Consider the following 13,131-nt stretch of genomic DNA (forward strand, 5'->3'; position numbering starts at 1 on the left):
GATGGCCAGTAGTTTTGTTAAAAGTCTGAGTTATGGTGCGTTTTCCAGCGATGTGCTGGCAGAGGAGTTTTTCGATTCCCTAAAACAAGACTACTCAGGATTTACTGATTGGTACTCAAGAAAGGTCGATGCAGGTGATAATGCATATACCTTTAGGGGTCCTAAAAAAAGACTTGATGGTTTTTTGTACTTGAAGATTGAGGACGACTCTGAAGGTATTGTTCCCCCTTTGCCTGTAGGTAGACGACTGAAAGTAGGAACCCTAAAAATCAACGCCCATGGAACGAGGCTGGGTGAAAGGTTTATAAAAAAAGTTTTTGATAACGCCATTGATCAAAAAGTTGATTATATATACGTAACGGTTTTTGCGAAGCATGAATCCTTAGTCGAGCTTTTTCTACGTTATGGGTTTCTACGATATGGAACCAAAGAGACAGTCGATGGCATAGAGGATGTCTTTGTTAAAGATCTCACCTCATTAGTAGGTGACCCAGTGAAGGATTTTCCTAGGTTTGACCTACGCGGGCGTAAGCATTTTCTACTAGCTATTTATCCTGAGTATCACTCGTCATTTTTGCCGGAGTCGATACTTAAGAATGAAAGTTACGATATCTTGGAAGATGTTTCACATACTAACAGTATACACAAAATATATATATCAGGCATTGCACGTGCAAAACAGATGCGTGCCGGGGATATTATTGTTATTTATCGAACAACGGATCGCCCCGGACACGCTAGGTTTCGTTCGGTTGCCTCTTCAATTGTAGTGGTCGAGGAGGTAAGGCAAATAAAGAGTTTTGCCACTGAATCTGAATTCGTGAAGTACACCAAACCGTATAGCGTATTTACTAAGGAACAACTAAAAGACTATTTTACTAATAAAGGAAAATACTATATAATAAAATTCACCTATAATGCGGCGCTGACGAGGCGCATAATTAGAGGTAGGCTCATTGATGAGTGCGGAATTAGTACGCGGACTCGGTGGGATTTAATTGGTCTGTCAGAAGACCATGTGCGTTGGATAGCAGATTTTGGGGGCGTTAATGAAGGTCTTATTGTCAATTAAGCCCGAGTATGCTTCTAAAATTCTTAGCGGTGAAAAGCGCTTCGAATTTAGGAAGGTCGGTTTTTCGAATCCGGCCGTTCATACAGTAGTAATTTATGCCACCAGGCCGGTAGGGAAGATTGTGGGTGAGTTTGAGGTGACTCGGATTTATCAAGACTCTCCGAGCCGGATTTGGGAAAAGACAAAAGCATACGCCGGGGTAAATAAGAAGTTTTTTGATGCTTATTACGAAGGAAGGAATAGTGCCGTAGCTATCGCGGTGGGGCGAGTTATAACGTATGAAAGGCCGTTTGATTTGAAAGAGTTAGGTGGGCCTAAGGCGCCTCCGCAGTCGTTTTGCTACATTGGTTCACCTGAACGTCAAGTGGCTTTAGAATTGTCATGAATATCGAAATACTCAGAGATAGGCCTTTTTCGGAGGGTAGTGGAGTGATCGGATATCCCGAACTTCCGCGGTTAATTGATAGAAAGTATCTTGGCTCAAATCCTGATGCATTTCAGAATTTGTTGCCGAGGATATTTGATCATCTCTCTGAGTTGTCTGGCTATTATCCAGGTTTTGATGAGTGGCTTGACAAAAAAGTCCTCCCGGGATTGATGTCCGGCGAGCGAAGCATTCTTTTAGAATATCGTCGCGGTGATCTATCGGGGTTGGCGATAGTGAAGGATGATGAGTCTGAACAGAAATTGTGTTGTTTGAGAGTTTTACCTCCCTATCAAGGTACAGGCGTTGGGTTGAAGCTTTTTGAGCGTTCATTTGAAGTGCTCAATAATGACTCTCCGCTATTGTCTATTGCTGAAGAGCAGTTGGTCGTGTTTCGTAAAATTTTTCAGTACTATGGTTTTGAGTTCGCTAAGATTTATCCTGATTATTATCGGCCTTTCAAAGCCGAACTAAGTTTTAATGGTCTAATAGAAAGTGATTCAAACTTCTCTCTTCTTAAGCCATTCACCGGATTTCAGCTTCCTAAATTCCGTAAGTCAACTCATGGCTAACTTCTATATGGCAGTAGGGATTTAATCTTTCTGTGGAGGCGGGATGCTAATTTCTTAGCCATATCTATGGCTGGTTCTATAAGCATTAATAATACACCTATTATAACAAACGCTGCCATTTTAGATGCGGACGTTACGCAATCGGCGCTCGAATAGTCACTCATGCATGTTGGGAAGTATTCCCATAATCCGTTACCCGTTGCGCCAAATAGTATGCCGAGTAACACAAATCGCATCATCAAAAGCAAGCCGGATTTGTTTTTTGAGAAACGACCTAATACGATTAGGTCTTTAACGCCACGATCATTACTAGCTGTCCATTGGTGGCCTAAATAGTTACTTACGCTATTTTCCTCTGATATCCGTTCTCTATGGTCCAGTCTGATGTATTCATTCCAAACATCTTCGTCCATTAGCGAACGGTAGCCATTATATGTTTTTCCTTGGGATGAACAGTCCTCACTTCGGTCTGTCGTTAAAAAACAATGTATTCTTTCAAATTGGGGGAAGTCGACGGTCTCGCTACCGCTTAAGAGTTCCTCCGGCACGCCTCGTCGAACATTGATTCTAAAATCTACTATTCGCATTACAGTTCTTGAGCTTATAAGGGTGCGGTCCTTCTGAGCAAAAGTACTCGTGTATACTTCTTTAGGTATATTCCTTATTCTGAATCTAACATATGCTGAGATTCTTCTGTCTGAACTTAGTGTGCTCGGGTGAGGGCGCGGGATCTCGACTAACAGGCGAGATGAAGTAGTTCCATTGCTTAGGTTTACGTATTCAATTTTAAAAAGCTCGGAGTTGAGCCTGAGCAGTGAAAATGGCTTTTCATCTTTGCCATCTTTTCTAAAGCTAATGTTTGCAAAATTTCCTTCGGCGAATCCATCATAGTGCACTACTTCGTTGAAGATGGCGGCTACGCTTTTCTCCCCATTTAATTTTGCGCCAAGATCACTTATATCTTTTTTGCTAACCTCCCATGGTAAGTCTACTTGGATAAATCCGGTGTTCTGACGGTCAGAAATCATGACCCCAATATCCATAAATGGGCCAGCGGGTTTCTTCCCAACTTCCCAAATGTTGATATGTAGTTCATCCCTTAGTCGCCTTTCGTGAAGCGGTTTTTCCTCGACGTTGGCTTTTTCTGCTAGTTCCTCAGAACACACGGAACAGAGTGTTATTTCTGCCTGGTCAGTTGTTGCTGATTCAGCAGTACCAGAGGCATCGTTGCTTGGGCTGTTGGCACCGGATTGCTGAATGCGAGGAATCTCTCCGTCGGGAAACTGACAGACTCCTTGTTGGGGCTTTCGGTAACGTACAATTATTCCCGAGAATGGGTATCGCATTAGGCGCTCCTTATCCAGCTGCTGCGTCAGTTTGTAGAGCAACCGATGCTATGTCAATCGGCCATCATGCTAGGTCCGCTGATAGATTTCGACGTTAGTGAAAATCGCCATTTTTTGTTCATTCGCTTTGCGATTAGTGCAGCTGTCAAAAGATAGTAGTAGCGCGTCGGTTCTTTTTTCTCGATTTTCTCTTTGAAGAAACACTTCAGATGTTTTTCTTGCCAGGTCCAAGGGTTGTCCCTACCCCAGCGGTTCCAAATCGCTGCTTGGATGGTCCTTGCTTGGCGAATGTGGCGCTGACGAGTGGTCGCTGAGCCGGACAAAATTCCCAACAGAAAAAGAGGCATATCAAATGCTTTTTTCATGTTCGCCCACCAATATAAGCGGATACCACGTCGATACGACCGTGCCCCAGCTCATAGCTGATCTGTGCTCGGGCCTCCTGATCGAGTTGTCGGTCGAGCTGATAACCATTGCCACCGTTAATGGGCGCGAGATGGTTAGTAATGTGCTCGTAGCGTTCGCACGCATAGGCCGCCCGCAATTCGTGGAAACCTTTGAGGTTGAGCGTATGGAGGATGTCCCGGGCGGGGCGGACGATTCGCTGTTGGAAATCGAGGAAGCTTTCGTTCGGTGCAAGCAGGTTGTGGCTACCGTCGGGCGAGACCTGTATGGCAAACCTCAGCGCATCACGAACTTGATTATCTACCGTAATCCAGCGAGGTGCCGATGCACCTGAGCGTCCACCTTTGGTGCCATCCTGGATGTTTATCTTGCCGAGTTGTTCGGCCTCACGTTTTAAGCGCGGAAGGTCGGCCAAAATGGCCTCACGTAAGCGCATGCCGGTGGCTCGCGCTAATTGAGCGATGGCCGCGGCGCGCGGCTGCTGGTATGCGCAAAGCACCTCTACGACCCTCTTCACATGTTCGCGGTCTTGGCCTTGCGGCACCGAACGACGAACACAGGTGCGCCGCGTTCCTAGCGCCGTGCTCGGACTCGGTACTTTCACATACTGATCACCGCGAAGCGCTGCCAGGGTCCGGTTCACGCTGGACAACCGGTTTTGCGCTGTGGCGATGGCGAGCTCGCCCTGTTTAACTTGCTGACGCAGATGCTCGGCGTAATCCAGCAAGGTCTGCCGATCAATCTGCCGCGCATCGTTAAACCCCGGGCCATCCTCCGACCGACACCACCGAACAAACGCCTTCCAGCGATCACTGTGCGCTTTGACCGTCCCGTAATGCCCACCGCCAAACAGATCTTTCAGCGCTTGCGGCCCCGCATAACTCAGTTGCCGTCCATAGCCAAAATTGCGCCCATCCCGTCTACCGACCAATGCCATGATCGAACTCCTCTCGAAGCCAAAACGTTTAAAACCTTCCCCACGTCATCCCGCCAAGAATGTTGAGTGTTATCAGGGATCAAGGCCCCTGCGACCTGTGAGGGTTGTCCACTAACGCGGGACTGACGGCTCCTTACGACCGGGAGCTTGGGCATCTCATGATCTGGCCTCCTGGACACTTCCGAAGAAGTGGGCGGGTGGAGGCTGCACTGGCTGACGAGACCAATGCCGCGAGATCCTGAATCGGGTGAAGGCAGCGAAGCGATGACCGGGGCATGCCTGACTGTCAGTCAGGTGCAGTCCATTCCTTGGGCTGCGGCACCATCATCTGCATCGCTGTTGCTGGTGACTTCGGTGTTTGTCACGCCGATTGTCACGAGGGGGAATGCCGCAAAGCCTTGTACGAGTTGGGCTGCAGCAACGGTAGGAGCGCCCGTCTCTTTCCGGAAGAAAGAGACGGGCGCAGGTTGGCACAAGGAAATGGCCAAGCGGATAGGTTGCTGCAGGGCAGCTATGAAAGGGAATGAGTTGCCGCAGTGGGCACACTGATAAAAGTAGGCATCCATCACATCGCAGTGACCGTGCGAGCCGCCGGACGCTAATCGCACTTTGGGAGAACCACCACGGTGTGGCGTAGCCTTAAAGGTTCTGGCTACCTGGGTTGCTGTCAACGACAGCGCTTGCCCGATCCTTTCTACGCCTGTGGATAATTTGGGTCAAGGCTCGAGTTTTCGGGAATTCTGCGGCTGTGGATGAAATTATCCACCGGTGGAAATCATTGGTTTTCCACAGACAGTTGCGTGGGCTTTAAATTTTTTAAGTGAGGTCCATCCAAGCAGGGCGGCTTTGCAGCCCTGCTTGGATGGACCCGCGTGGACAAGCGGATCGCTGAGATATGAAGACCGAGCGCTTACTCAGTTGCGCCACGTTTTGCTTTTAGGCGAGTGACGTTCGCTCCGGTCTGATTTGCGAATTCGTGTGGAGTGACATGCTCCTGTCAATTTGCGGGGGTAATGCGCCTGCTTTGGGTGGAAACGGTCAGAGAGAGTTCTTAATCTGTGACTGGATGACATGGTGATCGGCACTGTGATCTCAAAAGGAGCATATCAATGAGACCGAATTTCTTTCTGGACGATGAAGATGAAGCCATCGCCAAGAGCTATTTCAAGAAGGTTAATAGCATTGGTTTTGTTTGTGTCGGTTTGGCGTTGACGATAATCACAATGCCTCATCCCGAGCGCGCTGCATGGTTTGTCTTCGCGGTAGCGATCATCTATGCGTTTAGCCACGGCGATGGTTACAGGAAGATTGTTGCCAGTTATTTGTTGCGTCATAAAGGATTCGGCGGTGGTATTCGTTTGGTGTTGAAAGTAGCTCTCTTCGTGTTGGGCACAAGTCTGTTGTCTGGGATTGGGCTTCAGATCTTGACGCCTGAGGTTTTAGGCATCCTCCCATAGCAGTGACCTGGGTGGCGGATTCAATCATTGATCCGCTTCACCTTCATCCGGGTAACATTCGCCCCAATCTGATTAGCGAACTCATGCGGAGTGACATGCTCTTCACGGTTGGCTTCCAGGTACCGGCTCCACCAGTTCATTATCAGCCTACGCTCCTCTATGAACTCAGCCTTGTGAATATAGGCGGCGCGGACGTTGTTGCGCTCCTTGTGGCTCATTTGCCGTTCAATGGCTGTCTCCGACCATAATCCTGACTCGATCAGTGCGCTGCAGGCCATTGAACGAAACCCATGCCCGCAGATATCGGTTTTTGTGTCGTATCCCATCGTCCGTAGCGCGTTGTTCACGGTATTTTCGGACATGGGTTTCCAGGGTTTGGCATCACCTGCGAAGACCAATGCGAATTTGCCTGTGAGTGCATGGATTTTTTCGAGTAGCGCCACTGCTTGCGGCGATAAGGGTACTAAATGGATATCCCCTGCCATCTTCGTACCCCTTGTGGAAAAGGGTACTCCCTCCAACGCGGGTCGAGTGTCCGGTATCTCCCAGGTGCCGCGCTTGAGGTCGAACTCGCTCCAGCGTGCGAAACGCAGCTCGCTGGATCGTACAAACACATGCAGCGACAGCATCACCGTCAGACGGGTAAGTGCTCGGCCTTTATAGGTGTCGATCCGCTCCTGCAGTTCCGGCAGTCGCGATAAGGGTAGAGCGGGGCGATGTACCACCCGCGGGGCTTTGATCGAGCCTTCTAGATCGTAAGCAGGGTTTATGGTGATAAGCCGGAGGCGCTTTGCCTCGCGCATGATGCTCTGCAGGTAGTTTTGTACCCTTAAAGCAACGTCGATCGTTCCGCGCTTCTTGATCGCTTCCAAGGGCTGCATGAGGTCATGGGTGTCGAGGTCGACAATGGCGCGAGCGCCGATCAGCGGGAACACGTGGGTTTTGAGGCGGCTCATCACAGTCTTGGAGTGGCCTGGTGCCCACTTAGCCGACATTTCCGTATGCCAGTCGAGCGCAACGCTTTCAAAGGTTCTGCCTTTGATTACGGCTTCCGCCTTGGCTTGGTGCTTGGTCTCTATGGGATCAATGCCATCCGCCAGCATTCGCTTGACCTCCAAGCGCTTGCGGCGCGCATCGGCGAGGCCAATGACGGGGTAGTTGCCGAACGAGGTCAGTCCTTCCCGTCCGTCGGGTTTGACGTAACGGAACCGCCAGCCTTTGCGGCCATTGGGTTGGACTAGGAGGTAGAGGCCATCGCCGTCGAAAAGCTTGTAGGCGCGGTCTATAGGTTTTGCCAAGCGGCAAGCTACGTCGGAGAGCGGAGCTGTGGTGCGCGACATAAGGGTACTCCCTTTTATCGAAGTGACCTGTATCCCAAACTCTACCCTTAAAACGGTTGGAATCCACCAGTTTCCGACGGAAACCGATGGAACGCCAAAACGAAAAAACCCGCCAGAAGGCGGGTTTTTCGGGGGTTCCAGAGATTTTGAAAGCTTTCTATGGAACCTTGTATGGTGCCGGCACCAGGAGTCGAACCCGGGACCTACTGATTACAAGTCAGTTGCTCTACCAACTGAGCTATACCGGCGTGTTAGGGCGACGATTATAGCGATTGGCGAGATCCTGTAAACCCCTGAAAACTGACTATTTTTGCGAAATCCTCAGTTTTCTCCAATTCCCTACGCACACCGCGTAAATCCAAAGCCATCAACGCTCGTGCAACGCCTCGGCCCGCGACTTGATGATCGGCTTGAGCAGGTAGCTCAGCACGCTTTTCTTGCCGGTAATGATGTCCACCGACGCCACCATGCCCGGGATGATCAGCAGCGGTTTCTCATCGGTGCCCAGGTGGCTGCGTTCGGTGCGCAGTTTGATGACGTAGAAGGTGTTTTTCTTCTCTTCGTCTTGCACAGTGTCGGCACCGATCTGTTCGAGTTTGCCTTTGAGGCCGCCGTAGATGGTGTAGTCGTAGGCGGTGAATTTGATCATGGCTTCCTGGCCCGGGTGCAGGAAGGCGATGTCCTGCGGGCGGATGCGTGCTTCCACCAGCAGGGTGTCGTCCAGTGGCACCACTTCGGCAATGTCGCTGCCGGGCTGGATCACGCCGCCCACTGTGTTCACCAGCATCTGTTTGACGATGCCGCGCACCGGCGAGGTGACCATGGTGCGGCTCACGCGGTCTTCCAGGCCTTTGGAGGTGGCCTGGGCCTTGCTCAGGTTGGTGCGTGCTTCGTTGAGCTGGGCCAAGGCTTCGCTGCGGAATTTGCCGCGGGTTTCGTTGATCTTTTGTTGCACTTCGTTGATGGCGGCCTGGGCGCGCGGGATGGCCAGGGTGGTGCCGTCGAGCATGCCGCGGGTTTCAACTTCCGAACGCTTTAAGCGCAACACTTCCACTGGCGAAATAGCACCCTGCTGCACCAGCGGTTCGGACATGCCGATCTCCTGGCGCAGCAGGCTCAGGCTGTTGCGGTACTGCTCCTGCTTGGAGCTGAATTCACGCAGCTCCTGCTGACGCTGCAGCAATTGCTGTTGCAGCCCGCCGATCTCGTCGGCCAGTTGCTGGCGCCGGCTGAGGTACAGCGATTCTTCGTTCGAGGCCTGGTTGGGCACGGCCTTGCGGGCATCCTCGGTGATGTTCAGCGGGCGGTTTTCAACTTCCGCGCTCAGGCGCTCCACGCGCAGTTCCATGGCTACGCGGTCGGCTTCGGTTTCGCCGACGTTGGAGGCAAAACGCGTGTCGTCCAGACGCACCAGCGGCGCGCCGGGTTCGACGATCTGGCCTTCGTGCACGTAAATCTGCGCGACGATACCGCCTTCCAGGTTCTGGATTTTCTGGATGCGCGACGACGGGATGGCCTTGCCTTCGCCCTTGGTCACTTCATCGATGATCGCGAAGTGCGCCCACAGCACGAGGAACACGAAGAAGCCGATCACGCCCCAGATGGTCAGGCGCACGATGCGCGGTGCGTCGTCGACCAGGGCTTTTTCCACTTCGGGCAAGGGCTGGTCGTCGAGGGAGTCGGTGCCTCTGAAATAACCGACGATGACGTCTTTGAGGCGACGTGGTCCGGATTTAAGCGACACTGATCTGCCCCTTTTTCAGCGCTTCCATAACGGCCGCTTTCGGGCCGTCCGCGAGGATCTGGCCGCGGTCGATTACCAGCAGGCGGTCGACCAGGCTCAGCAGCGAAGCACGGTGGGTGACGAGAATCACCGTCTTGTTTTCGATTACCGACTGCAGGCGCTGCTTGAGGCGCTCTTCGCCGGTGTTGTCCATGGCGCTGGTCGGCTCGTCCAGCAACAAAATCGGCGGGTTGAGCAGCAGCGCACGGGCCAGGGCGACGTTCTGGCGCTGGCCGCCGGACAGGTTTTGCCCGCGCTCGCCCACTTGCAGCTCGTAACCTTGCGGATGCAGCCTGGCAAACTCATGCACGCCGGCCAGCTCGGCTGCCTGCAAGACCATTTCATCGTCGACGTAGCGCGCGCCCGACACCAGGTTGTCGCGCAGGGTGCCGGCCAGCAATTGAATGTCCTGGGCCACGTAGCCGATGTTGTGGCGCAGTTCGCTGACGTCGATCTGGCGGATGTCCACGCCGTCCACCAGCAAGGAGCCGGCGTCCGGCTGATACAGGCCGACCAGCAGTTTGGCCAGCGAGCTTTTGCCCGAGCCGCTGCGGCCGATGATGCCGATCTTCTCGCCGGGGCGGATGTTCAAGTTGATACCGCGCAGCGCCAGGGTCTGCTGGTTCGGGTAGGTAAAGTCGACCTCACGGAATGCCATCGCGCCTTGCAGCGCTTTACGGCTGAGCGGGCGCTCGTCGTAATTGCGCTCCTGCGGCAGCTCCATCATCTCGTCCACCGACACCATCGTCACCTTGGCCTGCTGGTAACGGGTCAACAGCCCGGACAGTTGGGCCAACGGCCCCAGCGCGCGGCCGCTGAGCATGTAGCACGCCACCAGGCCGCCCATGCTGAGGTTGCCGTCGATGATCTGGTACACGCCGAAAATGATCATCGCCACGCCCGCCACTTGCTGGATCAGCAAGGTGATGTTCATGGCCAGGCCCGACAGCACCTTGACCCGCAGTTCGAGCCGGCTAAGGGTGCCGATGGTCTGTTCCCACTGGTACTGGCGCTCGCTCTCGGCGTTATTGACCTTCACCGCATCGAGCCCGGCGAGGGTTTCGATCAGGCTCGACTGACGCTCGGCGCCCAGCGCCATGGTGCGTTGCAGGGTCGCCGTCAGCGGCTTTTGCAGCATATGGCCGATGCCCAGCGCCAATGGGAAGGCGATGATCGGGATCCACACCAGGTGGCCGCCGAGCAGGGCGATCACCAACAGGATGATCAGCGTAAACGGCAGGTCGATCAGGCTGGTGAGGGTCAGGGACGTGAGGAAGTCGCGCATCCCCTGGAACTCATGGATATTTTGCGCGTAGCTGCCCACCCGTGCCGGACGCACTTTCATCGCCATGCCCACGATGCGCTCGAACAGCGTCGCGGAAATGATCAGGTCGGTTTTCTTGCCCGCCAGGTCCAGGCACAAACTGCGCAGGCTCTTGAGCAACAGGTCGAACAGGTAGGCGCCACAGATACCGATGGCCAGCACCCACAGGGTGGCGGTGGCCTGGTTCGGCACCACGCGGTCGTACACGTTCATCACGAACAGCGGCGCGGCCAGGGCGATCAGGTTGATCACCAGACTTGCGGCGATGGCGTCGGCGTACAGCCAGCGTGAGCGTTTGAGGGTGTCGCGAAACCACGAGCGCGCACGCGGGATCAGCGTGCCGTTGGTGACGTCGAACTTGTGCTGCGGCTGAGCGAAGAACACCCGGCCACTGTAGTCCTGGCTCAACAGCTCACGGCTGACATGAACCTCACCGCCGTCGCTTTCGCTCAGCAGCAGGCGCGCCGTGTCCCTGTCCCAGCCCAACAGCACCGCACTGCGCCCTTCCTTGAGCAACAGCATGGCGGGCAGGGCAATCGTCGGGATCTGTTCCAGCTTGCGCTGCAGCAACCGCCCCTGCAAACCTGCGCGGGCGGCTGCGCGTGGCAGCAGCTCGGCGCTCAGGCGTTGCGCGGTCAGGGGCAGGCCGGTGGTCAGCATTGCGCGGCTGGCGGGTTTGTAATGCAGGGAACAGAGGGTCAGCAGACCATCCAGCAAAGGATCGTCGTGCTGACTGCGCGGGTCATGGTTGAGCTGCGCCACATCGATATCAGAATTCAAGCTGACTCTCTCTTAATGCGTTGAGTGCTCCAACTCCGTAAAAAATCAGTTCATCCCTGGCAGGTTCACTTTCGTTTTGACTTCGTTTTGCACGACCGAGGCCAGCGGGGCGACGATGCCCTGGCTTCTCAGCAGTTGGCCCATGTCGGCCTTGATGCGGTATTGCGTGTACAGCTGCAGGTTTTTGATCTGCGCCAGACGCTGCGATGCGGTGAACAGTTCGTTCTCGCTGTCGAGCAGGTCGAGCAGTGTACGCTCACCGAGGCTGAACTGCTGCTGGTAAGAGGTGCGCACGCGGGTGCTGCGGTCCACGTACTCCTGGGCGATCGGCACCTGCGCCGTGGCATTGTTGTAGGCGTTCCACGCCAGGCTCAATTCCTGGTTCAACTCGCGCAGGGCGTTGTTGCGGATATCCAGCGCCTGGGACGCCTGGGAGGCCTTGGACTGCAGGTCGGCCTTGTTGCTGCCGCCGGAGTACAGGTTGAACTGCATGCGCAGCATGGCAGAGTAGCCATTGTCATGGCCTTCTTCGCCGCCGACATTGTTGTTGGCCGAGCGCTGCAGTTCGGCATCAAAGCGCGGGTAGAAGGTCGACTTGGCGGCTTCGTACTGCTTTTCGGCGGCGGCGATGTCCGATTCGGCCGAGCGCAATACCGGGCTGCTCTCCACCATCTGGCGGCGCGCTTCTTCAAGGTTGGCCGGCATCAGGGCGACAAAGCCTTGCGGCCGTTCCAGTTGATCGGGCTCCTGGCCGACGGCGCTGATGTAGTTGGCCTTGGCGTCTTCCAGGTTGGTCTGCTCGGTGAGCAGGTTGTTACGCGCTTGAGCCAGTCGTGCTTCGGCCTGGTCCATGTCCGCCATTCTTCCGACGCCACGGCTGGTGCGCAGTTTGATCTGGTCAAAGATGCGTTCGTGGCTTTTCAGGTTGTCTTCTGCCAGTTGCACCATCTCGCGGCGGGTCAGCACATCCAGATAAACCTGAGCGACTGTCAGGGCGGTGCGCTCGGTGGTGTTGAGCAGCGCATAGCCACGGGAGTTGGCGGTGGCTTGCTGGCGGCTGACTTCATTTTGCGTGCCGAAGCCCTGGAACAGGTTCTGTTGCAGGCGAATGCTCGACTCGCCGCGGTTCAGGGTTTTCCAGTCATGGCTGTTGCTGGCGGCGCGGGTGGTGGTGTTGTCGGAGCTTTCACGGCCATAACCGCCCAGCAAGTCCACTTTAGGCAGGTAGCCGCCCTGGGCCGCTCGCACTTGATAGTCGGCAGCGATACGCGCATTCACGCCAGCCTGGATCTCCGGGTGCACGTCCACTGCCTTTTGCATGGCCTCAGGGAGGGTTTGGGCCTGCACGAAACTGGCGGCGAGAGCGAACGGCACGGCGATGAAAAAGTGCAAACGCATTCTGATGTTTCCCCGGAGATCTGGTTGCCTGCAAAGCTGCAACAAAATTGGAATATTGCATGGGAGTGGCAACTCGAAATGCCCGTTTTTATTGGGCGCCGGAGGGCGCAAACAGAAAGTCGCGAGGCCGCTTAAATATCAATGTGACATTACGGGGCGGATTGTTTAGGATGGCGCCCAATAGGTCAATACCTTGACGGAAAAGTAATTTTTCCGAAAAAACATCAAAATATTGACGCCAAAATTTTTACGCAGAAATTCAAGTACTCCAGCTATTGAATCGGCACCAGCGG

11 protein-coding genes and 1 tRNA gene are annotated in these 13,131 nt (G+C 54.2%); 4 read left to right on the forward strand and 8 right to left on the reverse strand.

The window, feature by feature from the left end; genetic code table 11:
* The first annotated feature begins 1 nt into the window (after position 1).
* From VRB54_RS01285 to VRB54_RS01295, 3 genes are read left to right on the forward strand one after another with little or no spacing between them, the layout of a single operon-like run.
* Positions 2–1,072 (forward strand): acetyltransferase, encoded by a 1,071-nt coding sequence (locus VRB54_RS01285; RefSeq protein WP_065892672.1) that lies wholly within the window; start codon positions 2–4, stop codon positions 1,070–1,072.
* Positions 1,050–1,457: an ASCH domain-containing protein gene (locus VRB54_RS01290; protein WP_083205618.1), complete on the forward strand. Its 408-nt coding sequence runs from the start codon at positions 1,050–1,052 to the stop codon at positions 1,455–1,457. The genes VRB54_RS01285 and VRB54_RS01290 overlap by 23 nt, the downstream gene beginning before the upstream one ends.
* Complete coding sequence (locus VRB54_RS01295) at positions 1,454–2,068, forward strand: GNAT family N-acetyltransferase (RefSeq protein ID WP_242522246.1); 615 nt, start codon at positions 1,454–1,456, stop codon at positions 2,066–2,068. Before VRB54_RS01290 ends, VRB54_RS01295 begins: the two co-directional genes overlap by 4 nt.
* On the opposite strand, the gene VRB54_RS01300 is transcribed toward VRB54_RS01295, so the two are convergent.
* The 3 genes from VRB54_RS01300 to VRB54_RS01310 are packed head-to-tail and all read right to left on the reverse strand — an operon-like array spanning position 2,065 to position 4,756.
* Entirely contained in the window at positions 2,065–3,414 is a 1,350-nt protein-coding gene (locus VRB54_RS01300) for a hypothetical protein (RefSeq protein ID WP_338479229.1), read from the reverse strand. The genes VRB54_RS01295 and VRB54_RS01300 overlap by 4 nt on opposite strands.
* Before the next feature lie 53 nt (positions 3,415–3,467).
* On the reverse strand, positions 3,468–3,779 hold the full coding sequence (locus VRB54_RS01305; protein ID WP_083205619.1) for a hypothetical protein: 312 nt from the start codon (positions 3,777–3,779) through the stop codon (positions 3,468–3,470).
* A complete protein-coding gene (locus VRB54_RS01310) occupies positions 3,776–4,756 on the reverse strand; it encodes an integrase domain-containing protein (protein WP_065892673.1) in 981 nt (326 codons plus the stop codon). The genes VRB54_RS01305 and VRB54_RS01310 overlap by 4 nt, the downstream gene beginning before the upstream one ends.
* A gap of 1,109 nt (positions 4,757–5,865) precedes the next feature.
* Here VRB54_RS01310 and VRB54_RS01315 point away from each other — a divergent pair.
* Positions 5,866–6,213: a hypothetical protein gene (locus VRB54_RS01315; RefSeq protein ID WP_041475665.1), complete on the forward strand. Its 348-nt coding sequence runs from the start codon at positions 5,866–5,868 to the stop codon at positions 6,211–6,213.
* A 20-nt stretch (positions 6,214–6,233) separates the two neighbouring features.
* Here the strand turns inward: VRB54_RS01315 and VRB54_RS01320 are convergent, their stop codons facing one another.
* The 5 genes from VRB54_RS01320 to VRB54_RS01340 all read right to left on the reverse strand — a co-directional run bounded on the left by VRB54_RS01320 (position 6,234) and on the right by VRB54_RS01340 (position 12,838).
* Positions 6,234–7,553 (reverse strand): tyrosine-type recombinase/integrase, encoded by a 1,320-nt coding sequence (locus VRB54_RS01320; RefSeq protein WP_338479230.1) that lies wholly within the window; start codon positions 7,551–7,553, stop codon positions 6,234–6,236.
* A 172-nt stretch (positions 7,554–7,725) separates the two neighbouring features.
* Positions 7,726–7,801: transfer RNA gene (locus tag VRB54_RS01325), tRNA-Thr, on the reverse strand.
* A 119-nt stretch (positions 7,802–7,920) separates the two neighbouring features.
* Complete coding sequence (locus tag VRB54_RS01330; RefSeq protein ID WP_231422687.1) at positions 7,921–9,297, reverse strand: HlyD family type I secretion periplasmic adaptor subunit; 1,377 nt, start codon at positions 9,295–9,297, stop codon at positions 7,921–7,923.
* On the reverse strand, positions 9,287–11,440 hold the full coding sequence (locus VRB54_RS01335; RefSeq protein ID WP_338479231.1) for a type I secretion system permease/ATPase: 2,154 nt from the start codon (positions 11,438–11,440) through the stop codon (positions 9,287–9,289). Before VRB54_RS01335 ends, VRB54_RS01330 begins: the two co-directional genes overlap by 11 nt.
* Before the next feature lie 45 nt (positions 11,441–11,485).
* Positions 11,486–12,838, reverse strand: coding sequence for a TolC family outer membrane protein (locus VRB54_RS01340; protein WP_338479232.1), 1,353 nt, complete (start codon positions 12,836–12,838; stop codon positions 11,486–11,488).
* Positions 12,839–13,131: the final 293 nt, after the last annotated feature.

The organism is Pseudomonas trivialis, assembly GCF_036864995.1.
Lineage (GTDB): Bacteria > Pseudomonadota > Gammaproteobacteria > Pseudomonadales > Pseudomonadaceae > Aquipseudomonas > Aquipseudomonas trivialis.